General features: G+C 63.6%; 20 protein-coding genes. 8 read left to right on the forward strand and 12 right to left on the reverse strand.

Going from position 1 to position 17,790, the window contains the following annotated elements:
- Positions 1-101: 101 nt before the first annotated feature.
- Genes AC6I9R_RS03760 through AC6I9R_RS03775 form a run of 4 tightly spaced genes read right to left on the reverse strand, consistent with a single transcriptional unit; the run spans position 102 to position 3,251 of the window.
- The gene (locus AC6I9R_RS03760; RefSeq protein ID WP_461427485.1) at positions 102-1,859 is read right to left on the reverse strand and encodes an L-aspartate oxidase; all 1,758 of its coding nucleotides are present in this window, start codon (positions 1,857-1,859) and stop codon (positions 102-104) included.
- Positions 1,859-2,203 carry a succinate dehydrogenase, cytochrome b556 subunit gene (gene sdhC, locus AC6I9R_RS03765; protein ID WP_461427486.1) on the reverse strand — a complete coding sequence of 115 codons (345 nt, stop codon included), beginning with the start codon at positions 2,201-2,203 and terminating at the stop codon, positions 1,859-1,861. Before sdhC ends, AC6I9R_RS03760 begins: the two co-directional genes overlap by 1 nt.
- On the reverse strand, positions 2,200-2,541 hold the full coding sequence (locus tag AC6I9R_RS03770; protein WP_461427487.1) for a succinate dehydrogenase/fumarate reductase transmembrane subunit: 342 nt from the start codon (positions 2,539-2,541) through the stop codon (positions 2,200-2,202). The genes sdhC and AC6I9R_RS03770 overlap by 4 nt, the downstream gene beginning before the upstream one ends.
- Positions 2,541-3,251 (reverse strand): succinate dehydrogenase/fumarate reductase iron-sulfur subunit, encoded by a 711-nt coding sequence (locus tag AC6I9R_RS03775; RefSeq protein ID WP_461427488.1) that lies wholly within the window; start codon positions 3,249-3,251, stop codon positions 2,541-2,543. The genes AC6I9R_RS03770 and AC6I9R_RS03775 overlap by 1 nt, the downstream gene beginning before the upstream one ends.
- A gap of 138 nt (positions 3,252-3,389) precedes the next feature.
- Here AC6I9R_RS03775 and AC6I9R_RS03780 point away from each other — a divergent pair, with 138 nt between their 5' ends.
- A complete protein-coding gene (locus AC6I9R_RS03780; protein WP_461427489.1) occupies positions 3,390-4,187 on the forward strand; it encodes a nitroreductase family protein in 798 nt (265 codons plus the stop codon).
- A gap of 124 nt (positions 4,188-4,311) precedes the next feature.
- Here the strand turns inward: AC6I9R_RS03780 and AC6I9R_RS03785 are convergent, their stop codons facing one another.
- From AC6I9R_RS03785 to AC6I9R_RS03795, 3 genes are read right to left on the reverse strand one after another with little or no spacing between them, the layout of a single operon-like run.
- Complete coding sequence (locus AC6I9R_RS03785) at positions 4,312-5,346, reverse strand: zinc-dependent alcohol dehydrogenase family protein (protein ID WP_461427490.1); 1,035 nt, start codon at positions 5,344-5,346, stop codon at positions 4,312-4,314.
- On the reverse strand, positions 5,346-6,719 hold the full coding sequence (locus AC6I9R_RS03790; RefSeq protein WP_461427491.1) for an MATE family efflux transporter: 1,374 nt from the start codon (positions 6,717-6,719) through the stop codon (positions 5,346-5,348). Before AC6I9R_RS03790 ends, AC6I9R_RS03785 begins: the two co-directional genes overlap by 1 nt.
- Positions 6,720-7,295, reverse strand: coding sequence for a carboxymuconolactone decarboxylase family protein (locus AC6I9R_RS03795; protein WP_461427492.1), 576 nt, complete (start codon positions 7,293-7,295; stop codon positions 6,720-6,722).
- Between the two features lie 178 nt (positions 7,296-7,473).
- Between AC6I9R_RS03795 and AC6I9R_RS03800 the strand changes: the two genes are divergently transcribed.
- From AC6I9R_RS03800 to AC6I9R_RS03815, 4 genes are read left to right on the forward strand one after another with little or no spacing between them, the layout of a single operon-like run.
- Positions 7,474-8,220 carry an amino acid ABC transporter ATP-binding protein gene (locus AC6I9R_RS03800; RefSeq protein ID WP_461427493.1) on the forward strand — a complete coding sequence of 249 codons (747 nt, stop codon included), beginning with the start codon at positions 7,474-7,476 and terminating at the stop codon, positions 8,218-8,220.
- 1 nt (position 8,221) lies between these two features.
- Positions 8,222-9,061 (forward strand): amino acid ABC transporter permease, encoded by an 840-nt coding sequence (locus AC6I9R_RS03805; protein WP_461427494.1) that lies wholly within the window; start codon positions 8,222-8,224, stop codon positions 9,059-9,061.
- Positions 9,062-9,103: 42 nt separating this feature from the next.
- Positions 9,104-9,931 carry a transporter substrate-binding domain-containing protein gene (locus AC6I9R_RS03810; protein ID WP_461427495.1) on the forward strand — a complete coding sequence of 276 codons (828 nt, stop codon included), beginning with the start codon at positions 9,104-9,106 and terminating at the stop codon, positions 9,929-9,931.
- Positions 9,932-9,979: 48 nt separating this feature from the next.
- A complete protein-coding gene (locus AC6I9R_RS03815; protein WP_461427496.1) occupies positions 9,980-10,858 on the forward strand; it encodes an amino acid ABC transporter permease in 879 nt (292 codons plus the stop codon).
- Between the two features lie 159 nt (positions 10,859-11,017).
- Here the strand turns inward: AC6I9R_RS03815 and AC6I9R_RS03820 are convergent, their stop codons facing one another.
- The 5 genes from AC6I9R_RS03820 to AC6I9R_RS03840 form a co-directional block, all read right to left on the reverse strand.
- Entirely contained in the window at positions 11,018-11,239 is a 222-nt protein-coding gene (locus AC6I9R_RS03820; protein WP_461427497.1) for a helix-turn-helix transcriptional regulator, read from the reverse strand.
- Positions 11,240-11,659, reverse strand: a complete 420-nt coding sequence (locus tag AC6I9R_RS03825; protein ID WP_461427498.1) for a hypothetical protein — start codon at positions 11,657-11,659, stop codon at positions 11,240-11,242.
- A 302-nt stretch (positions 11,660-11,961) separates the two neighbouring features.
- The gene (locus AC6I9R_RS03830; protein ID WP_461427499.1) at positions 11,962-12,279 is read right to left on the reverse strand and encodes a non-heme iron oxygenase ferredoxin subunit; all 318 of its coding nucleotides are present in this window, start codon (positions 12,277-12,279) and stop codon (positions 11,962-11,964) included.
- Positions 12,269-13,210 (reverse strand): fatty acid desaturase family protein, encoded by a 942-nt coding sequence (locus AC6I9R_RS03835; RefSeq protein WP_461427500.1) that lies wholly within the window; start codon positions 13,208-13,210, stop codon positions 12,269-12,271. The genes AC6I9R_RS03830 and AC6I9R_RS03835 overlap by 11 nt, the downstream gene beginning before the upstream one ends.
- A gap of 30 nt (positions 13,211-13,240) precedes the next feature.
- Positions 13,241-14,335, reverse strand: coding sequence for a hypothetical protein (locus AC6I9R_RS03840; protein WP_461427501.1), 1,095 nt, complete (start codon positions 14,333-14,335; stop codon positions 13,241-13,243).
- A 100-nt stretch (positions 14,336-14,435) separates the two neighbouring features.
- On the opposite strand from AC6I9R_RS03840, the gene AC6I9R_RS03845 reads away from it, so the two are divergent.
- From AC6I9R_RS03845 to AC6I9R_RS03855, 3 genes are all read left to right on the forward strand, one after another.
- Complete coding sequence (locus tag AC6I9R_RS03845; protein WP_461427502.1) at positions 14,436-15,365, forward strand: LysR substrate-binding domain-containing protein; 930 nt, start codon at positions 14,436-14,438, stop codon at positions 15,363-15,365.
- A 75-nt stretch (positions 15,366-15,440) separates the two neighbouring features.
- Complete coding sequence (locus AC6I9R_RS03850) at positions 15,441-16,463, forward strand: aromatic ring-hydroxylating dioxygenase subunit alpha (protein ID WP_461427503.1); 1,023 nt, start codon at positions 15,441-15,443, stop codon at positions 16,461-16,463.
- A 306-nt stretch (positions 16,464-16,769) separates the two neighbouring features.
- Entirely contained in the window at positions 16,770-17,771 is a 1,002-nt protein-coding gene (locus AC6I9R_RS03855) for a taurine ABC transporter substrate-binding protein (protein ID WP_461427504.1), read from the forward strand.
- The last annotated feature ends 19 nt before the right edge of the window (positions 17,772-17,790 follow it).

Genomic DNA, 17,790 nt, shown 5'->3' on the forward strand with positions numbered 1-17,790 from the left:
TTCATCTTGCCCAAAAAACTCCGGGGAGCGCGAGGGGCAGCGCCCCTCGCATTGGGCGACCGGGCCTGCCGTCAGGCAGGGCAGGGCGCACTCCCTCCGGCTCACTGCGCCGCCACCAGGGTCTCGGGCGCATCCTCTGGTAACACCGTCTCGCCGGGCCGCACGATGGTGAACTGCACCGGCTCCCGAGTGACGTTCACGCCATCCCCGTCGCGCACGGCCACGGTAAACTCACTATCCTCCATCGCGCCGGGCTCCGGGAAATCCTCCCTGAAATGCGCCCCGCGAGAGTTCTCTCGCGCCAAGCCCGCCTTCGCAATCACCTCCGAGATGTCACACAGCGACCGCAGGTTCAGCCAGTCATGCCACGTCAGGTTGAACGCCAGATTCGACCCATCCACACCCACGTCCATCAGCGCGTCCGACACCTCCGCGATGCCCGCAAGCCCGCGCTTCATCCCGGCCTCCGTCCGCATCACGCCGACCTCTTCCCACATCAGATCCTGCAACTGCTTGCGCAGAGGCAGCACCAGATCGGGCTTTTTTGCCAGCGGGTACACGGCCCGCTCAAACTCGGCCGCCAGCACATCCTCATCGGGCTCGCGCAGGGCCATGCCGCCCACATCGCGCCCCATCGTGTCGCCCGCGATCCCGCCATAGACCGTCGAGTTCGCCACGCCATTCCCGCCCAAGCGGTTCGACCCATGGGCGCCGCCCGCGTCCTCGCCGGCCACATAAAGCCCCTCCATCGCCGTGCGCGTGTCCACGTCGACGACCACGCCGCCCATGAAATAATGCGCCGTCGGCACGACCTCCACCTTGCCGGCGGCCAGGTCAAACCCGCTGTCGGCGCAGCGCTGAACCATGCCTTTGAACTTCTTCCGCACAAAATCCGGCCCAAGGTGGCTCATCGAGATGAACACACCCTCCTGCTCCGGGTTATTGTTCTTGCGCATCTCCGCGTAGATCCCGCGCGAGACGACGTCGCGCGTCGCGCGCTCCCCCTTTCCGTCATAGTCAAACATGAACCGCGCGCCGGAATGGCTGATCAACTGCCCGCCCGCCCCGCGCAAACCCTCCTCCAAGACTGTGCCGGTCATCCGCGTGTGATCGCCCGCCAGAAGCCCCGTGGGGTGGAACTGCACCATCTCCATATCGCGCAAGGAAAGCCCCGCGCGCAGGGCCATGGCGAGGCCGTCCATCGTCTTGTCACCGCTGGGCGTGTGGTACTTGTACATCGTCGGCCCGCCGCCGGTGCCCATCATCACGGTCTTGGCGCGGACCAGGCGAAAGCGCCCGGTCCGCATGTCGATCATCAAAACGCCCGCCAAGGCGCTGCCGTCTTTCGTCGGGATCAACCCCACGGCGCGGTGCTCTTGCAGTTTCTCGACGCCGCTCGCCAGGACCTTCTCCATCAGACGGTTGATGATCTCGATCCCCGTCAGGTCGCCCTTGTGCACCGTCCGATCCGCCGTCTGCCCCGCAAACGCCTTCTGGTGCAGGCTCCCATCCTTGTTGCGGTCAAAGAAGCACCCGACCTCATTCTCCAACTCACGAATGCGCACGACGGCCTGCTCACAGAGCCGCCAGGCCATGTCCTGATTGGGCAACCACTTGCCCCCGTTGATCGTATCCATGAAGTGCCGCTCAACCGTGTCACCGCCGCCCAAAGCCACGTTGTAGCCCCCTTGCACCATCCGCGTGCAGCCGCATTTGCCGATCAGGCCTTTCACGGCAATGGTGATCTTGGTCCCCTCCGGCGCCGTCTGCTGCGCGTGCAACGCGGCAAACAACCCCGCGCCCCCGGTGCCGAGGATCAGGATATCGGTGTCGTGGCGTTCAATATCGGAAATGCGCATCAGATCGCCTGCATGAAAAAGAGGGTTGCGATAAGGAACGAGGCCGCCGTGGCCCCGGCGGCCAGCGTCTTCTGCGACCCGCTCCAGGGCAGCCATTCCATCGCCATCAGGCGCAGACCGCCGAACATATGGACGGCGAGCAGGAACACGAGGCCGAACTCCGCCAGCTTCACCACGCTGATCTCGGTGATCGCGATGAAGCCATCGAAGCGTGCTGGCTCGGTCATCGCCATGGCGAGGATCCAGAAGTGAAGCGGCAGGAACAGCGCCAGCAGCAGGCCCGAGATCCGGTGCAGGATATAGGCCAGCCACAGGGGATGGGCGCGGTTTGCGTAGGCTTTCATGGCGCGCCTCCGAAGGTCACGGCCCAAACGGCGCGGGCACCCAGGGCAAAGAGGCCCAGGCCGATGATCCACATCACAGCCTCCAACGCCACGCCCCGCAGCCCGCCCCACTCGTGCAGGATCGTGCGCAGCCCGATGGCGCCGTGGATGGCGACGGCCACCGTGAAGGTGCCGTAGAACAGGAACCACAGGACAGAGCCCTGGGTCCGCCCCAGAATTTCCGCTGCCGACAACCCGCCCTGGATCGCGTAGATCATCACCGCGATGTGGCCGATCACGAACGGCGCCATCAACAGCGCCGTGATCCGTTGCAGCATGTAAAGGCGCAGTGTCAGCATCAGCGCGTCCCCCGCCACCAGGACTTCGCGGTTTCCCGCTTCAGCCCCGCGATGGCGTTCATCGGGTCCAGATCGTTGGGGCAATAGGCCGTGCAGGACCCCATCGAATGGCAATTGTGGCACCCGCCCGAGCCGCTGACCGCATCCAGAATTGCCGCGCGCCCCTCGTCCTTGCTGTCGTTCAGCAGGGTCCAGGCCCGCTGCAACGCGGCGGGGCCGAGGTAGTCCGTGTTGCCCGCCACCGTGTCGCAGGCGGCATAACAGACCGAGCAGTTGATGCACTCGATCCCCGCATTCGCCTCCACCCGCGCGGCGCTGTCCTCGTCCACCGGCGCGATGGGGTCATCGCGGGTCAGGGCGCCATGGTGGACGCCTTCTGCCGCAACCCATTTGTCGAAGAACGGGTCCATGTCGACCGCCAGGTCCTTGATCACCGGCAGGTTGCGCAGCGGGGCGATGGTGACCTCGTTGCCGTCCAGCACCTTGCTAATATGGGTCCGGCAGGTCCAGCGCGGTACGCCGTTGACCATCATCGCGCAGGACCCGCACATGCCCACGCGGCAGGCGAAGCGGTAGCTGAGCGTCGGGTCCGCGTTCTGCTGCACCCAGGACACGACGTCGAGCACCGTCTGGCTGTCGTAGGCCGGGACCTCGAACACATCCGGGCCCGCGTCCCGCTCGATCGTCACTTTCAGAACGTCCTTGGTCATCGCTCGCCGGTGCTTCCCATGTCGGTTGGCTTCCCATTCCTGCTGGCTTCGTGGCAAGGTATATCAGACAGCGCAGCTTTATAAATGCGATAAATTCTTTATCTATTTGTAAGGTATGCTAACGAAAAGGATGGCCCCATGTCGCAAGACGCCCTCTCTGCCCGGTACAGCGATGCGCCTGAGATCGTTGCGGATGATCTGCTGACGTCGATGGCAGCGCGCGGGTCTTGCCGGGCGTTCCAGGACCGGCCCGTGGACGACGGGCTTCTGCAAACCCTTTGCGCCGTGGCGCTGGCCTCTCCGACCAAGAGCGATCTGCAGCAGCGCGACATCATTCTGCTGAAATCGCCCGAGATCCGGGCCGAGCTGTCGCGCCTTGTCGGCGGGCAGGCCTGGGTCGCCGATGCCCCGATGCTCGCCGTTTTCTGCGGCAACAACCGCCGCCAGCGGATGTTGCACGACTGGCGGGGCGTCCCTTTCGCCAACGACCATCTCGATGCGCTGGTCAACGCCACCGCCGATGCCGCCATCGCCCTGGGCGCGTTCGTGACGGCGGCCGAAGCCCTGGGCCTGGGCTGCTGCCCGATCAGCGCCGTCCGCAATGAGGCGCGCGCCGTCGCGGACCTGTTGCATCTGCCCAATCACGTCTTCCCCTTCGCAGGCCTCGCCATCGGCTACCCGTTGTCGCCCCCGCCAATCACCCCGCGCCTGCCGCTGAGAACAACAGTCCACACCGACCGCTACGTCGAAGAGGACCTGCGCGGCACGGTCGAGGCCTACGACAAGACCCGCGCCTACGCGACGCAGCGCTTCCCCGACATCTTCGGACACTCCGACAGCTACGGCTGGTCCGAGGACAAAATCCGCCAATACAGCCAACCGGAGCGGGCAGATTTCGGCGCCTACATCCGCGCCATCGGCTTTGATCTGACGTGAAGCCCGCACGCTTTGGAGAAGCTCTTTGCCCGGCTGCAAGCCGGGCAGCCCCCGACCGCCCCCCCGGGCGGGGGCTGCCCTACGTAACTAGGGAGCCAACGCTGCAGACTTGCGTCTCCCGCGACTACCCCAAGAAATCCGTAATCACCGCCGTCCCCGGCGACGTCGGCCCGCCCATCGCGCGCAGCTCGGCGCTGGCGTCGGACAACCCAACTTCCCGCGCGACCATCGGCGAAATATCCACATCGCCCCGCTCGATCATCCCCAACAGCGACGGGTACTTCCACGACGGCATCCCCCGCGTCCCGTAGAACGCCAATTGCTTGGCGTAGATCGCGCGCATGTTCACCGTCATCATGCCGTCGCCCGAAGGCATCCCCACATGCACATGCCGCCCCAGGGTCGCCAGACACTCCACCGACGCATTCGTCGTCGCCGCAATCCCCAGCGCCTCGACCGAGACCTGGGCACCGCCGCCGGTGATCTCCCGAATGGCCTCGGCCGCATCGACCCTCATAGCGTTCACCGTCGCATCGGCGCCGTGGGCCACCGCATGCTCCAGCTTCTCGTCGACGATATCGACCACCACAACCCGCGCGCCCAACATCTTGGCCAAAAGCAGCACCGAAAGCCCGATCCCGCCCGTCCCATGCACCGCCACCCACTCGCCCGCGCGCACATCTGCGCGGTCGGTCAACGCGTGCCAGGCCGTCGTCACCCGACAGCCCAGTCCCGCCGCCAAGGCGGGCGACAGGCTGTCCGGCAGAGGCACCAGGTTGTGGTCAAAAGGCACCGCCACATATTGCGCATAGGCTCCCGGCGCGCCGAAACCCGGCACGATCTGATCCGCGCAGGTGTTGGACGCGCCCGTCTGGCAGGCGGGGCAGGCGCCGCAACCCAGGATGAACGGCGCAATCAACCGATCCCCGACGCGGTGGCGCGCCTGCGCCCCGGCTTCCACCACCGTGCCGCAATACTCGTGCCCCATGATGGAGCCGCCCACCACCTTCGGATGCCCGCCGACCCAGCCGTGATAATCAGACCGGCACACACCACAGGCCGCCACCTCCAGCACCACGCCATTGTCGGGGCAGTCCGGGTCCGGCACCTCCTCCAGGGACAGATCCGCGTTGAATTCCCTGACAACCGCTGCCCGCATCAGGCCTCTCCCCTCAATCCGCCGATCTTCTCTTTCGCGATGTGACGCGCCACGAACAGCGCCATGATGGCCCCCGTCGCCGCCGCCGTGGACGTGCCGAACCACACGCCGATCACCGGCATCCCAAAGAAGCCCACATAGAGCCAGACGAAGAACGCCACCCCGAAGGCCTGGCGGTAAAGGCTGATCCACAGCGACCAGATTGGGCGCTTGGCCGCTTGCAGGAACGACGTGATGGAGAAGTGCAACAGATAGACGTAAAGCATGAAGGACCCGACCCGCAGATAGTCCCGCGCCACGTCGATGACCGCTGCATCCTCGGTGAAGATGCGCACGAAGTAGGGCGCGCCGACCCACAGGATCGGTCCCGCGATCAGGGCCACGACCGCGCCCGCCTTCCAGCAATAGAAGATCACCTCGCGCACCCGGTCAGGGTTCCCCGCGCCCAGGTTCTGCGCGGCAATGGGCAGAAGCGCGCTGGACATGCCGATGAGCGGCAGGATCACCAGTTGCTCCAACCGGATACCGATGCCGAAACCCGCCACGGCAGGCTCGCCAAAATCCTTCAGCGCGAACTGCACCACGACGCCGGCCATGATCATGATCAGGAAGGCAAAGCCGGAGGGGATCACCTGTTCGGTGATCTCTTTCCAGCGCGGCAGATCGGGGGCGAAATGGCGCGGTTCCGTCGCCTCCATCGTGTCGAGGCGGGTGACCTGCCGGATCAGGTAGATCATCACGCCGGTCTGGCTGATGAACGTCGATACAGCGAGGCCCGCGAAGCCGAAGCCGCCCCAGACGCCCGGGATGCCGAACATCAAAACCGGGTTGAGGCAAAGGTTGGCAAAAAACGCCACCACCAGCGCGCGGCGCATGGATTTGCCGTCGCCATGGGCTTGCAGGATACCGTTGGCGCCTGCGGCCACGATGAAGCCGGGCAGGGCGAGGGTCAGCAGGCGGTAGTAGGTGATTGCGGTGTTTTGGTAGTCTGCGTCGGCCGAGACGAAGCGGATCAGCGGCGGGCCATAGAACTGCCCGGCAATCGCCAGCAAAACGGCCCCCAGAAACCCGTAGCTGATCCCCTGCGCGCAGTAACGCCGCGCCAGCCGTCGGTCGCCCTCGCCCATCGCGTTGCCGACCAGCGCGCCCATCGCCGCCCCAAGTCCGACGCCCAAAGCCATGCTCAGCGCCAGGATCTGGAACCCCAGCGACAAGCCCGCCTGCGCCGCCGTGCTCGCGAGGCCCGCGAAGTACACATCCACAACGTTGTAAAGCGTGTTGAACAGCATCCCCACGGCGGCGGGGACGGCCAGCGCCCAGAAGTGCTTCGGAATGGGACCTTTCGTCAGGTCCTGATCAATAACAGCGGCCATTCAGGTCTCGGCGTAGTAGCCGACGACATCGCCGTCGGTGGTGACGCCAAGCCCGTTGAGCAGGCGATTGACGTAACAGAAATAGCCGACGATCTGGTTGATCTCCAGGATCTCGCCGTCGGTCCACCCGGCGCGTTTCAGCGCCTCCACATCCGCCTTCTCCATCTGGCCGGGCGTCGCCGTCAGCTTGCGCGCGTGGATCAGCGCCTCCAGGTGCTTGCCCTCAAAGGCCTCGGACAGATTGCCCTTCAACGCGGCCTCAATCGCATCGGCCCGCGCGTCGTCACCAATCAGATAGCGGGCGTTGGCCCAGTGGTTGGCGTAGGAATAGGGGCAATCGTTCAGCACCGACACCTGCGAGGCGATGACCTCTTGGAACCACTCGGGGATCGTGTTGCCGTCGTCATGCAGGCAGGCCCGATACAGCGTGACATGGCCGTCCATCGTGGAGGGGCGCAGCGAATGCACGCGCATCACGTTGTCCACCGTCCCATGCGGCGTGCGCGCGCGGTCCAGCGCCGCTTTCAGGCGCGCATCCGCGTCTTCATCGGAAATCATCTTGATCCATGCCGACATGGCTTAGCCCCCGCAACGATTGATAAAATCGCCCCCCGGACAGGCGCAGAAAGCCTGCGTTCCAATCCTTGGGCGAAACTGGTTGCGCGGACAACAACACTACTCGCGAAGGAAATAAACCCTAGATTGTTCGGCTCAAAGGTCCCACGCTGGGGTGACGACCGGGGGTGCAGGCGCAATGAATGACCAGCCAGCTATCATCGAGGCCACGCACCTCGATAAGTTCTACGGCGATTTCCACGCGCTCAAGGACATCGATCTGACTGTCCATCAGGGCGAGAAGATGGTGGTCTGCGGCCCCTCGGGCTCGGGCAAATCCACCCTGATCCGCTGTTTCAACGGGTTGGAGTTCCACAACTCCGGCACCCTGGTGATCGACGGGATCGAGGTGCATGAGAACGCCAAAGAGATCCGCCAGCTGCGCCAGGACGTCGGCATGGTGTTCCAGCAGTTCAACCTGTTCCCGCATCTCACAGCGCTGGAGAACTTGACCATCGGCCCGATGAAAGTCCGTGGCCTCTCGCAAGCCGACGCCGAGGCCACCGCGCGCAAGTATCTCGACCGCGTGCACATCCCCGAGCAGGCCGAGAAATACCCCTCCGCGCTCTCGGGCGGGCAACAGCAACGTGTCGCCATCGCCCGTTCCTTGTGCATGGAGACCAAGATCATGCTCTTTGATGAGCCGACCTCGGCGCTCGATCCCGAGATGATCAACGAAGTCTTGGATGTCATGGCCGAGCTGGTGGACACTGGCATGACCATGGTTGTTGTCACCCACGAGATGGGCTTTGCCCGCAAAGTCGCCGATACCATGGTGTTTATGGAGGAAGGCCGCATCATCGAGGTCTCCCCGCCCGAGCAGTTCTTCACCAACCCCAAGTCCGAGCGCTGCCGCCTGTTCCTAGATCAGATCCTGGCCCACTAAGGTGACGGCCATCGACCATAGCGTCCCCCGGGGCGCGGCCCTCCCGCAACCCAGCGCCGTGCAACGCATCTTCGGCTCCGTCGCCATGTCGGTGGCGATCTACCTGGGTGTCATGGCGGCCATCGTCTATGGCAGCTACGCCGGCGCCCAGAACATGGGCTACAACTGGCAATGGTCCCGCGTGCCGCAGTTCCTGTGGGAATTCACCGACGACGGCTTTCAACTGGGCGAGATCTTCGCGGGCCTCTGGGTCACCATCCACCTCTCGGCCATCGCCTTCGCGCTGGCCACCGTGCTGGGCCTCCTGATCGCGCTCCTCCGCCTCTCGGACCTCGTGATCGGCTCCGCCGTCGCCGTGGCCTTCCTGGAGTTCAACCGCAACATCCCGCTGCTGGTCCTGCTCTACCTGTTCTACTACGTCCTCGGTCCCATCTTCGGCTTCGACCGCTACTGGGCCTCGGTCCTGACCCTCGCCGTCTTCCACTCCGTCCTGATCTCGGAAATCCTGCGCGCGGGCATCAACGCGGTCGCCACCGGCCAATGGGAAGCCGCGAAATCCATCGGCATGACCAAGGGCCAGACCTACCGCTACATCATCCTGCCCCAATCCGTGCGCTTCATGCTGCCGCCGATGTTCGGCGAGGTCGTCCACCTGATCAAATCTTCGGCCATCGTCTCGGTCATCGCCGTGGCAGAGCTGACCACGATTGGCCGCAACATCATCTCGGACACGTTCCTCAGCTTCGAGATCTGGTTCACCGTGGCCCTGGTCTACATGGCCGTCACCCTCGCCCTTTCCATCTGCGTATCGTTCGTCGAACGGCGCTACGCGCAAGATTAACCAACAAGTTTAACCAAGAAGACTGCAACAAGGAGAAGATTTATGACCCTATCCCGTAGATTATTCGGCGCCGCCCTGGGCGCCGCAGCCGCGATGACGGCCCTGCCCGCAACGGCCCAAACCGGCCAGGCCCTGGCCGCCGAAAGCGTGCTGACGACGATCCAAGAAGAAGGCGTGATCCGCGTCGGCCTGTCGATCTTCACGCCCTGGTCCATGCGCGACGTGAATGGTGAGCTGATCGGATTTGAACTCGACGTCGCCCGCGCCCTTGCCGAAGACATGGGCGTTGAGGTTGAATTCGTGCCCACCGCCTGGGACGGCATCATCCCCGCCCTTCTGGCGGGCAATTTCGATGTCATCATCTCGGGCATGTCGATCACGCCGCAGCGCAACCTGACGGTGAACTTCACCGATCCCTACGCCTCCTCCGGCATGGCCATCCTCGCCAATATCGAGATGACCGAAGGCATGGATATGGCCGATTACAACTCGCCCGACATCACCTTCGCCGCCCGTCGCGGGGCCACGCCCGCCACGGTGATCGCCGAGATGTTCCCCGAGGCCGAGCTGCTGCTCTTCGACGAAGACGGCGCTTCCACCCAAGAGGTGCTGAACGGCAACGCCCACGCCACCATGTCCTCCCAGCCCACGCCGGACCGTGAAACGCGCCTCAACCCCGAGACGCTCTACGTGCCCTTTGATGAGCTGATCAACCCCACAGGCGAAGCCTTCGCCCTGCGCAAAGGCGACCCGGACGCGCTCAACTTCTTCAACAACTGGATCGCCGCGCGCACGCGGTCGGGCTGGCTGGAAGAGCGTCACGACTACTGGTTCGTCGGCAACGAATGGGCAGACCAGGTTCCTGAATAATTGACCATTGGGAGGGCTCTCGGGCCCTCCCCCACCGGTGCCGCCTGAATGACCAAGTTCCTCAAACGCCTCCGCTGGCCGGACTACCTGATCGTCGCGCTCATCGTGGCGTTCTTCGGGTACATCGCCTATGCCATCGAAGGCTCGTTGAACTACAACTGGCGCTGGCACCTGATCCCCAATTACATCGTCGGCTGGCATACGAGCCGCGAGGAATGGTTCGCCAACCTCCTCCTCCAAGGCCTCGCCGCCACGATCCGCATCTCCATCTACGCCAGCATCCTGGCGCTGATCCTCGGCACGATCCTGGGTATCGCGCGCTGCTCGGCCAACCTCACCGTGCGCATGTTGGCCCGCACGTACCTAGAGCTGCTCCGCAACATCCCGCCCGTCGTGGTGGTATTCATCTTCTTCTTTTTCCTCAGCCAACAGCTGATCGATTTCCTCAACCTAGAGCGATGGGCGAGGGGCATCGCCCGACAAGACGACATCTGGCTGTGGGAGTTCTTCTTCGGCGACATGCGCCGCTTCCCGTCGCTCATCTCGGGCGTCATCGTGCTCGCCCTGTTCGAGAGCGCGTTCGTGGGCGAAATCGTCCGCGCCGGCATCCAATCCGTCCCCAAAGGCCAACGGGAGGCCGCGAAATCCATCGGCATGAGCCGCTGGCAGGAAACCCGCTACATCGTCCTGCCCCAAGCCTTCCGCAAGATCATGCCGCCGATGGCCAACCAGTTCATCACGCTGATCAAGGACAGCTCCATCATCTCGCTGATCTCGGTGCAGGAGCTAACGTACAAAACCGTCGAACTCGTCGCCTCCACGAGGATGATTTTCGAGGCCTGGCTCACCACGGCGGCCTTCTATTTCATCATCTGCTTCGGCCTAAGCCGCCTGTTTGCACGGTTGGAGAAGGGGCGAAAACGCTAGTCAAACGCCCCGCCCGGCCCCGGGCCGGGCATCGCCCGACCTCCCCCCGGAGGGCGATTTTGCAACGTTACAAGCAGAAAGATTGTCAGCGGCCTTGGCACTCGCTCCGAACCAAACCTCCGGCTCAAACGCCCTCCAGGTCGGGCGATGCCCTCCGCGCTATCCGTCCGGCTCCCACCCAAAGGCATCCTCCACGCCCACGCCAAACACGCGGGCAATGCGGAAGGCGCGCTCCAGGCTGGGGGAGTAGTGGCCCTGTTCGATCGCGATGATCGTCTGGCGGCTGACCCCGATGGCCTTCGCCAGGTCGGCCTGGCTCATCGCGCCGTGGGCCTCTCGCAACGCGCTGACCCGGTTGGTGATCGGTGGCCGCGCCTTCATCTAGACGACGGCCCGCCGATGGAGCGCCAAAACGAAAAGCAGTTTGACCAGTTCTGTCACGGTCACCACCGCCAGCAACCCGTTGACGAATTGCATCGGGCTAAGCGGCGCAAAGGCGAACCAGGCCAGGATCAGGAGGCCAATGTAGATCGTCATCACACCCGCCGCTTCCGACAGGCGCTCGATCTTCTCCTCCCGCTCATCGGGCAGCAGCGGGGCTTGCAGTTTTGTCTGCAGGGTCAGCGCCGTCGCAAACAACACCGCGATGGTCACACCGATAATCAGGCCGAGGCGGATAAACATCTCCGCCTGGTTGCTCGGCGCTGTGCCAAAGAGGCCGAACACGGTGCCGAAGTGCCAGGCCATGGCGATGAGAAATCCGATGGTGACGGCGTTCGACGTCTTCAGATAGGCGGTCATGGGAAGGCTCCTGAGGCTGGGTAACTTGGGCTACAGGTAGTTAAAGATTTTTGACATGTCAAATATTTTTAACATGTGCGGGGTAAGCGCCGGAGGCACAGCCGCACCCTCCCAGCCCGCTCCTGCACGTTAAACACACTCTGTGGTGGGGTCGCCGAGCCCTCTTGGGAGCGTAGTCTCACGCGTCTTGAGGGGTGCCAGGTGAAAGGATTAACAAAAGGTTAAGAATTCTTCGTTTATCACATTAAAACAACGGGATAACCCCTGTGCTCAAGCTTGAGCATCCCGCATCTGGCGCGGCATCAGACGAACACCTGCACCATCCCGCCCTCGACCCGCGCCGGATAGGTCAGCATGTTTCGCACCGCAGGCGCCCCCACCGCGCGGCCCGTGCGGACGTCGAACGCGCCCTGATGCAGGGGGCATTCGATCATATGGCCGTGGAAGTATCCGTCACACAAATCCGCCCCGCCGTGATTACAAAGCGCCGCCGAGACGTAGATCCCGCTCGGCGTGTCATAGACGGCCAAAAGCCGCGCGCCCAAGGATACGCGGGTCACCCATTTGTCTTCCAGCGCAGCCCGCTCGATCAGGTCGACCCAGGCCTTCTCACGCGGCATTATTGGCCCGGATCTGCCGCCAGATCTCACGATGCGCGCCGATGTAGCCATCTGGCTCCACGTGGATGTGGTCCTTTAAGACATCATGCAGACGCGGCAGCGCGTGGAATGGGACGGAGGCCACGTAGTGATGCTCGGCGTGGTAGTTCATGTTCCAGCACAGAAACCGCATCGGCGCGCTGACCAGATTAGTCCGCGTGTTGTCGCTCATCTGCGCCACGGTCGGGCGGCCGACGTGTTCAGTCATGCGGATGAAGCGCATGACGGGCTCGCCCAGGATCAGCGGGATGAACCAGCACCACACGAGGCCCCACCAGCCCGTCACAGCCATCCCCGCGATCACCAGCGCGTAGAGCCCCAGCATCAGCCGCGCGTCGCGGGCGACGGCGGCGTGTTCTTCTTTCGGGATGAAGCCGCGCTCGGCCTCGGACAACCCTCCGCTCGCATGGCGGAAGACCTCGGTGAACTTGGTTTTCCAATAGGGCAGGGCGGTCAGATACAGGAAGTATTCGCCAAAATTGCGCGGCAGCGGGATCTGCTCCGGATCCTCCCCCGTCACCTGCGTGTAGGTATGGTGATCGCAATGCTCATAGCGAAAGAACCGGTGCGGCAGCAGGATCGTGTAGCCGCAGATCTGCCCCACCAAATCGTTCAGCCAGCGCGTGCGAAACACCGTGTAATGCACGCATTCGTGCTGGAGCGAGAAGTGATGCACCAGGATCACGCCTTGGATGAACATCGCGGGCCAGATCAGCCACGAATCCCACGCCAGCGCGATCAACGTCGTGGAGCAGGCCAGCATCCCAAGCCATATCGCGATCCGCCGCAGCCCCGGCCCATCGCTGCGCTGCATGAAGTCCTTGAGCTGCGCGCGGGTCAGTTTGCCCTCGGCCAGGGCTTGGGTCAGGGGGGTGATGATCGCTTGCGCCATGGGGTTTCGCCTGTCTGTGCTCGCTGCGAACTATAGGCCCACACCCATGGCGTTCAAGGCGGGCACGCCCACGCCAATCGCCCGATCCGGGCGCGCGACCATGGCGGCGATGTCGGGGTAGGCGGCCAGGATGTCCGCGCCGCCGGGCAGCAGATCCGCATGGAACGTGCCGTCCTGCCAGACCGGTACGCCGTCGAGCGTGATCGTCGGGTCGATGACGTTCCAGCTGATCTCTCCCGGTGCCTCCGCGCCGCAGGTATGGAAATGCGCGATGCGCGGGTTTCCGAAGGCGGTGCCACCCCAGCGTTCGGGGTGGTCGGCCATCTCCCAAGGGAAGCCGCACCCGGGGTGGATGCCCGCGTGCCAGGAATGCACCGCGTTGCGATCCAGCCCGTATCGCTTGGCCACCCGGTCATAGTGGGCGTCGGCCTGGGCCACGTCGCGCGCGGCCCCCTCAAACCCGGTCAACCGCCCGTCTTTCAGATGCGCAAACAGCGGCCCGTCAAGGTCGATGTGATAAGGCGCATAGTAGCGCGAGCCGGTGCCGGTCAGGAACCCGGCCATCGCGACGCGGCCACTGAAACCGCCCGCAGGGATCGGCGCAAAGACCGACAGGGGGAATCGCGTAACGCTGGTCTCAACCCCGTCCATCTGGGGCATGCCGCGCACGTCGGTGCCGTTCGGGCAGGTCAGACGCACCTCGTGCGCACGGGTCAGGGCCTGATCCACGGCCTCTTTGATCGCCTTCATGCCCCGGTGATCGCCGGTCCCGAAACCCGATCCCAATTGCTCGATGGTCGCAGCAAAACAGGTGATGATGGTCTTGCCAGCAGGCATCTCGCAGAACCGCAGCTGGTCCCCCAGGCGGGCGAAAAACACCACGATATCGGCAAGTTGCATCTGTTCCAGCAAGGCTTTGGTCAGCCGCGGCGCCTCGGGCTCAAAACCCACGTCCACGCGGCGCACGTGCAGGCCCAATTCTCTCGCCTCTTGGGCCACGCAATCCACCACCGCAGCGTCGAAATATCCAAGCGAGGCGGGCTCGACCGCGAGCAGAAGGCTCTGGCCGACCCGAGCTTTCGCGCAGGTATGAAGCAAATTGCGAGCGCCAGCGGCAGGCGACATGGGCGGGGTCCTTTGGCAGAGAGGCCACGGTTTCAACCTATGGGGGAGTTTTCTATCGTTCCATTTGAAATGATTAATGATCTCTATTAGTTTGGCTTATATGATTTTGAACCTCCCCTATGCTTCCCTGCGCGCGTTCGAGGCCGTGGTCCGCCTGGGCAGCTTCTCGGCGGCAGCCGGTGAGTTGGGCGTCAGCCAAAGCGCCGTCAGCCAGCACGTGAAGTCGCTGGAGGAATGGCTGGGGCAAGACCTTCTGGTGCGCGGCGCGCGCGCGTCCAAGGCGACCCAGCACGGCGCGCTTCTGGCGCGCGAAATTGATCGCGGCCTCGGCGGGATATCCGAGGTGTGTACCCAGATCCGCACCGCTACCCATACTGACACAACGGTCGTGATTTCCTGCCTTCCGGGTTTTGCGTTCACCTGGCTTTTCCCACGGCTTCTGCGCTTCGATCTGGCCCATCCTGACCTGTCGATTTCCATCGCCACCGACACCGGTGGCCGCCCGTTCAACCCCGCTGACGCGGATATCGGCATCCGCTATGGCCACGGCGAATTTCCCAACCTGGCCGTCGATCACCTAATGTCTGAGCGGTTGTTCCCCGTCTGCGCGCCGCAGATTGCCGCGACCCTCACGGACGTGGCGTCGCTGGCAGATCACACGCTGCTGCAGGACGAGGTCCTGAACTACGGGTCGGCCAATCCGTCGTGGGAATATTGGGCCACGGCCTGCGGCGTCCACCTGCCATCCCAGGCGCGCACGCGCCGGTTTGGGCAGTCCAATCTGGTGCTGCAAGCCGCGATTGAGGGGTTGGGCGTGGCCCTGGGGCGCGAGCCGCTGGTCCTGGACGCGCTGCACGACGGTCGCCTGGTGCGACCCTTCACCGAGATCACCAAATCGCCGCTCTCGTACTGGGTGGTGCGGCGCAAACAGGCCGACGACAGCCCCAAAGTGCAGGAGTTTCTCAAGTGGATTAAAAAAGAGGCGGAATCCCAGCTCGAAATTCCGGATCCGCTCAATAAGTTCGCCTAATGTGAAGCATTAACGATATCGGATGGATTGCCGGGCGAAGGGCGCGCATATTCAACCCAAACGAAAGGGCTGCCCATGTTCCTGAGAAATTGCTGGTACGTCGCCGCATGGAGCCATGACATCGACCGCACCCTGCGGGCCGAGACGTTCCTGGGCGAAAACATCGTCCTTTACCGCAAGCAAGACGGCACGCCTGTCGCGCTGGAAGATGCCTGTCCGCACCGTAAACTGCCGCTCTCGGACGGGGCGCTGAAAGGCGATACCGTGGAATGCGGCTACCATGGCCTGACCTTCGACGGCAAAGGCAGCTGCGTTGCCGCGCCCACCCAAGCCGACGCGATCCCAAAGCGCGCGGGCGTCAAATCCTACCCCGTCGTTGACCGCTACCGTTTCACCTGGATCTGGATGGGCGATCCCGAAAAGGCCGACCCGGACCTGATTTTCAACATTCCCAATTTCGAGGATCCCACCTGGGGCAAGACCGATGGCGGCGTCTTGGATATCGACTGCAACTACCTTTGGGTCGTGGACAATCTGTTGGACCCGTCCCACGTCGCCTGGGTCCATGTGACCAGCTTTGCGGGCGGCGGCACCGACGGCGCGCCCTTGCAGGTGGAGAAAACCGATGAAGGCGTCCAGGTTACCCGCTGGATTTTTGGAGAGCCGCCCTCGCCCTACTACGAGAAGCTGCTGGCGTTCCAAGGCCCCTGCGACCGCCTGCAACACTATGAGATGACGCGCCCGGCCATGGCGACGAACATGTCGATCTACACGCCGCCCGGCACCGGCGGCTACGGCAGCACGCCAGTGGCGGACACGTTCATCAACATCTCCTACAACTTCATGACCCCGATCACCGAGGATAAGACCCGCTATTTCTGGTTCCAACACCGCAATTCCGAGCCCGACAATACTGAGATGTCCGAGACGATGAACGCCGGCGCCGTGATGGCGTTCCACGAGGACAAGGTGATCCTGGAGAAGGTCCACCAAGGCATGAAACATGCGGTGACCCCGCATATCGACCTGGGGCTTGATGCCGGGGCGAAGACGTTTCGTCTTGGGCTGCATAAGGCCATCGAGGCGGAGGGGGCCTGACGGCTCTGGCTATAGTATAGGCTGTGGGGCGGGGCCGCGCCCGTTGGCCTTAGGTCGTTCACGAAAGTCTCAAAAATCAAGCAAACGCTCTGCCAGAAGGCTCAATACCTCTTGGCTGCGCAATCCACCCCATCTGGCCCTATAGAATCCGCTTGACGCAAAGAAACACAGACGCCTAGCTTCCGCACGCGGAGCCGGGGTTCCGTGGAATGAATGGGCGGGGCGACCAAACGCTGAATCTGTATACATGTGGACACAGCGCCGCGACCGCAGAAACAACAAGACTATCCCGACAGGAGAGACCCAATGAAAAAGACAATCGCATCGTTGCTTGCGGGCACCGCAATGCTGGCCTCTGGCCAGGCGGCGCTCGCCGATGGCCACATCGAAGAAATCACCGTCGCCTACTTCCTGGAATGGCCGATGCCGTTCCAGTTCGCCAAGGTCAACGGCATGTATGAAGAGGCCATGGGCGTCTCGATCAACTGGGTCGCCTTCGACACCGGTGTTGCCATGTCCGCCGCCATGGCGTCCGGCGACGTACACCTGTCCGTCAGCCAGGGCCTGCCGCCCTTCATCGTCGCAACTTCCGCCGGTCAGGATCTGGAGCTGCTCGACGTGGCCGTGTCCTACGCCGACAACGACAACTGCGTTGTCGCTGAGGCCCTGGAAATCGACGCCTCCAACGCCGGTGACCTCGCAGGTCTGACCGTTGGCGTGCCGCTCGGCACCGCCGCGCACTACGGCTTCCTGGCGCAGATGAACCACTTCGGTGTGGACGTCGCCTCCATGAACGTCGTCGACATGGCGCCGCCCGATGGCGCGGCTGCCTTCGCCCAGGGCGAGCTGGACATGGTTTGCGGCTGGGGTGGCGCACTGCGCCGCATGCTGGAGAACGGCAACGTTCTGCTGACCGGCGCAGAAAAGACCGAGCTTGGCATCCTGGTGTTCGACGTCACTTCTGCGCCCGCGTCCTTCGTGGCCGAGAACCCTGAACTGGTCGAGCAATTCCTCGCCGTAACCGCCGAGGCAAACGCCATGTGGGCTGCCGGTGACATGCGCGACGAGATGCTGGAAGTCATCGCCAACGACGCTGGTATGGATCTGGACGCCACCGCTCAGACCATCGACACCTTCGTCTTCCCCTCCGCGGAAGAGCAGCTGTCTGAAGCATGGCTCGGCGGCAACGTGGGTGAGTTCATGTCCGGTGTGGCCACCGTCTTCGCGGACGCAGGCTCCATCGACGGCACGCTGGATGACTACAGCGCGCTGGTGAACATCGCCCCGCTGCAGGCAGCCGCCCAGTAAGCGATCCTCTGTGAACATT

Source organism: Gymnodinialimonas sp. (assembly GCF_059726805.1).

Coding starts and splice junctions, on each gene's coding strand:
- AC6I9R_RS03810 (WP_461427495.1), top strand. CDS start 9,104: ATGACCCTATCCCGTAGATTATTCGGCGCCGCCCTGGGCGCCGCAGCC.
- AC6I9R_RS03800 (WP_461427493.1), top strand. CDS start 7,474: ATGAATGACCAGCCAGCTATCATCGAGGCCACGCACCTCGATAAGTTC.
- AC6I9R_RS03790 (WP_461427491.1), bottom strand. CDS start 6,719: ATGGCCGCTGTTATTGATCAGGACCTGACGAAAGGTCCCATTCCGAAG.
- AC6I9R_RS03760 (WP_461427485.1), bottom strand. CDS start 1,859: ATGCGCATTTCCGATATTGAACGCCACGACACCGATATCCTGATCCTC.
- AC6I9R_RS03825 (WP_461427498.1), bottom strand. CDS start 11,659: ATGACCGCCTATCTGAAGACGTCGAACGCCGTCACCATCGGATTTCTC.
- AC6I9R_RS03850 (WP_461427503.1), top strand. CDS start 15,441: ATGTTCCTGAGAAATTGCTGGTACGTCGCCGCATGGAGCCATGACATC.
- AC6I9R_RS03840 (WP_461427501.1), bottom strand. CDS start 14,335: ATGTCGCCTGCCGCTGGCGCTCGCAATTTGCTTCATACCTGCGCGAAA.
- AC6I9R_RS03770 (WP_461427487.1), bottom strand. CDS start 2,541: ATGCTGACACTGCGCCTTTACATGCTGCAACGGATCACGGCGCTGTTG.
- AC6I9R_RS03835 (WP_461427500.1), bottom strand. CDS start 13,210: ATGGCGCAAGCGATCATCACCCCCCTGACCCAAGCCCTGGCCGAGGGC.
- AC6I9R_RS03855 (WP_461427504.1), top strand. CDS start 16,770: ATGAAAAAGACAATCGCATCGTTGCTTGCGGGCACCGCAATGCTGGCC.
- AC6I9R_RS03845 (WP_461427502.1), top strand. CDS start 14,436: ATGATTTTGAACCTCCCCTATGCTTCCCTGCGCGCGTTCGAGGCCGTG.
- AC6I9R_RS03780 (WP_461427489.1), top strand. CDS start 3,390: ATGTCGCAAGACGCCCTCTCTGCCCGGTACAGCGATGCGCCTGAGATC.
- AC6I9R_RS03820 (WP_461427497.1), bottom strand. CDS start 11,239: ATGAAGGCGCGGCCACCGATCACCAACCGGGTCAGCGCGTTGCGAGAG.
- AC6I9R_RS03795 (WP_461427492.1), bottom strand. CDS start 7,295: ATGTCGGCATGGATCAAGATGATTTCCGATGAAGACGCGGATGCGCGC.
- sdhC (WP_461427486.1), bottom strand. CDS start 2,203: ATGAAAGCCTACGCAAACCGCGCCCATCCCCTGTGGCTGGCCTATATC.
- AC6I9R_RS03830 (WP_461427499.1), bottom strand. CDS start 12,279: ATGCCGCGTGAGAAGGCCTGGGTCGACCTGATCGAGCGGGCTGCGCTG.
- AC6I9R_RS03775 (WP_461427488.1), bottom strand. CDS start 3,251: ATGACCAAGGACGTTCTGAAAGTGACGATCGAGCGGGACGCGGGCCCG.
- AC6I9R_RS03815 (WP_461427496.1), top strand. CDS start 9,980: ATGACCAAGTTCCTCAAACGCCTCCGCTGGCCGGACTACCTGATCGTC.
- AC6I9R_RS03785 (WP_461427490.1), bottom strand. CDS start 5,346: ATGCGGGCAGCGGTTGTCAGGGAATTCAACGCGGATCTGTCCCTGGAG.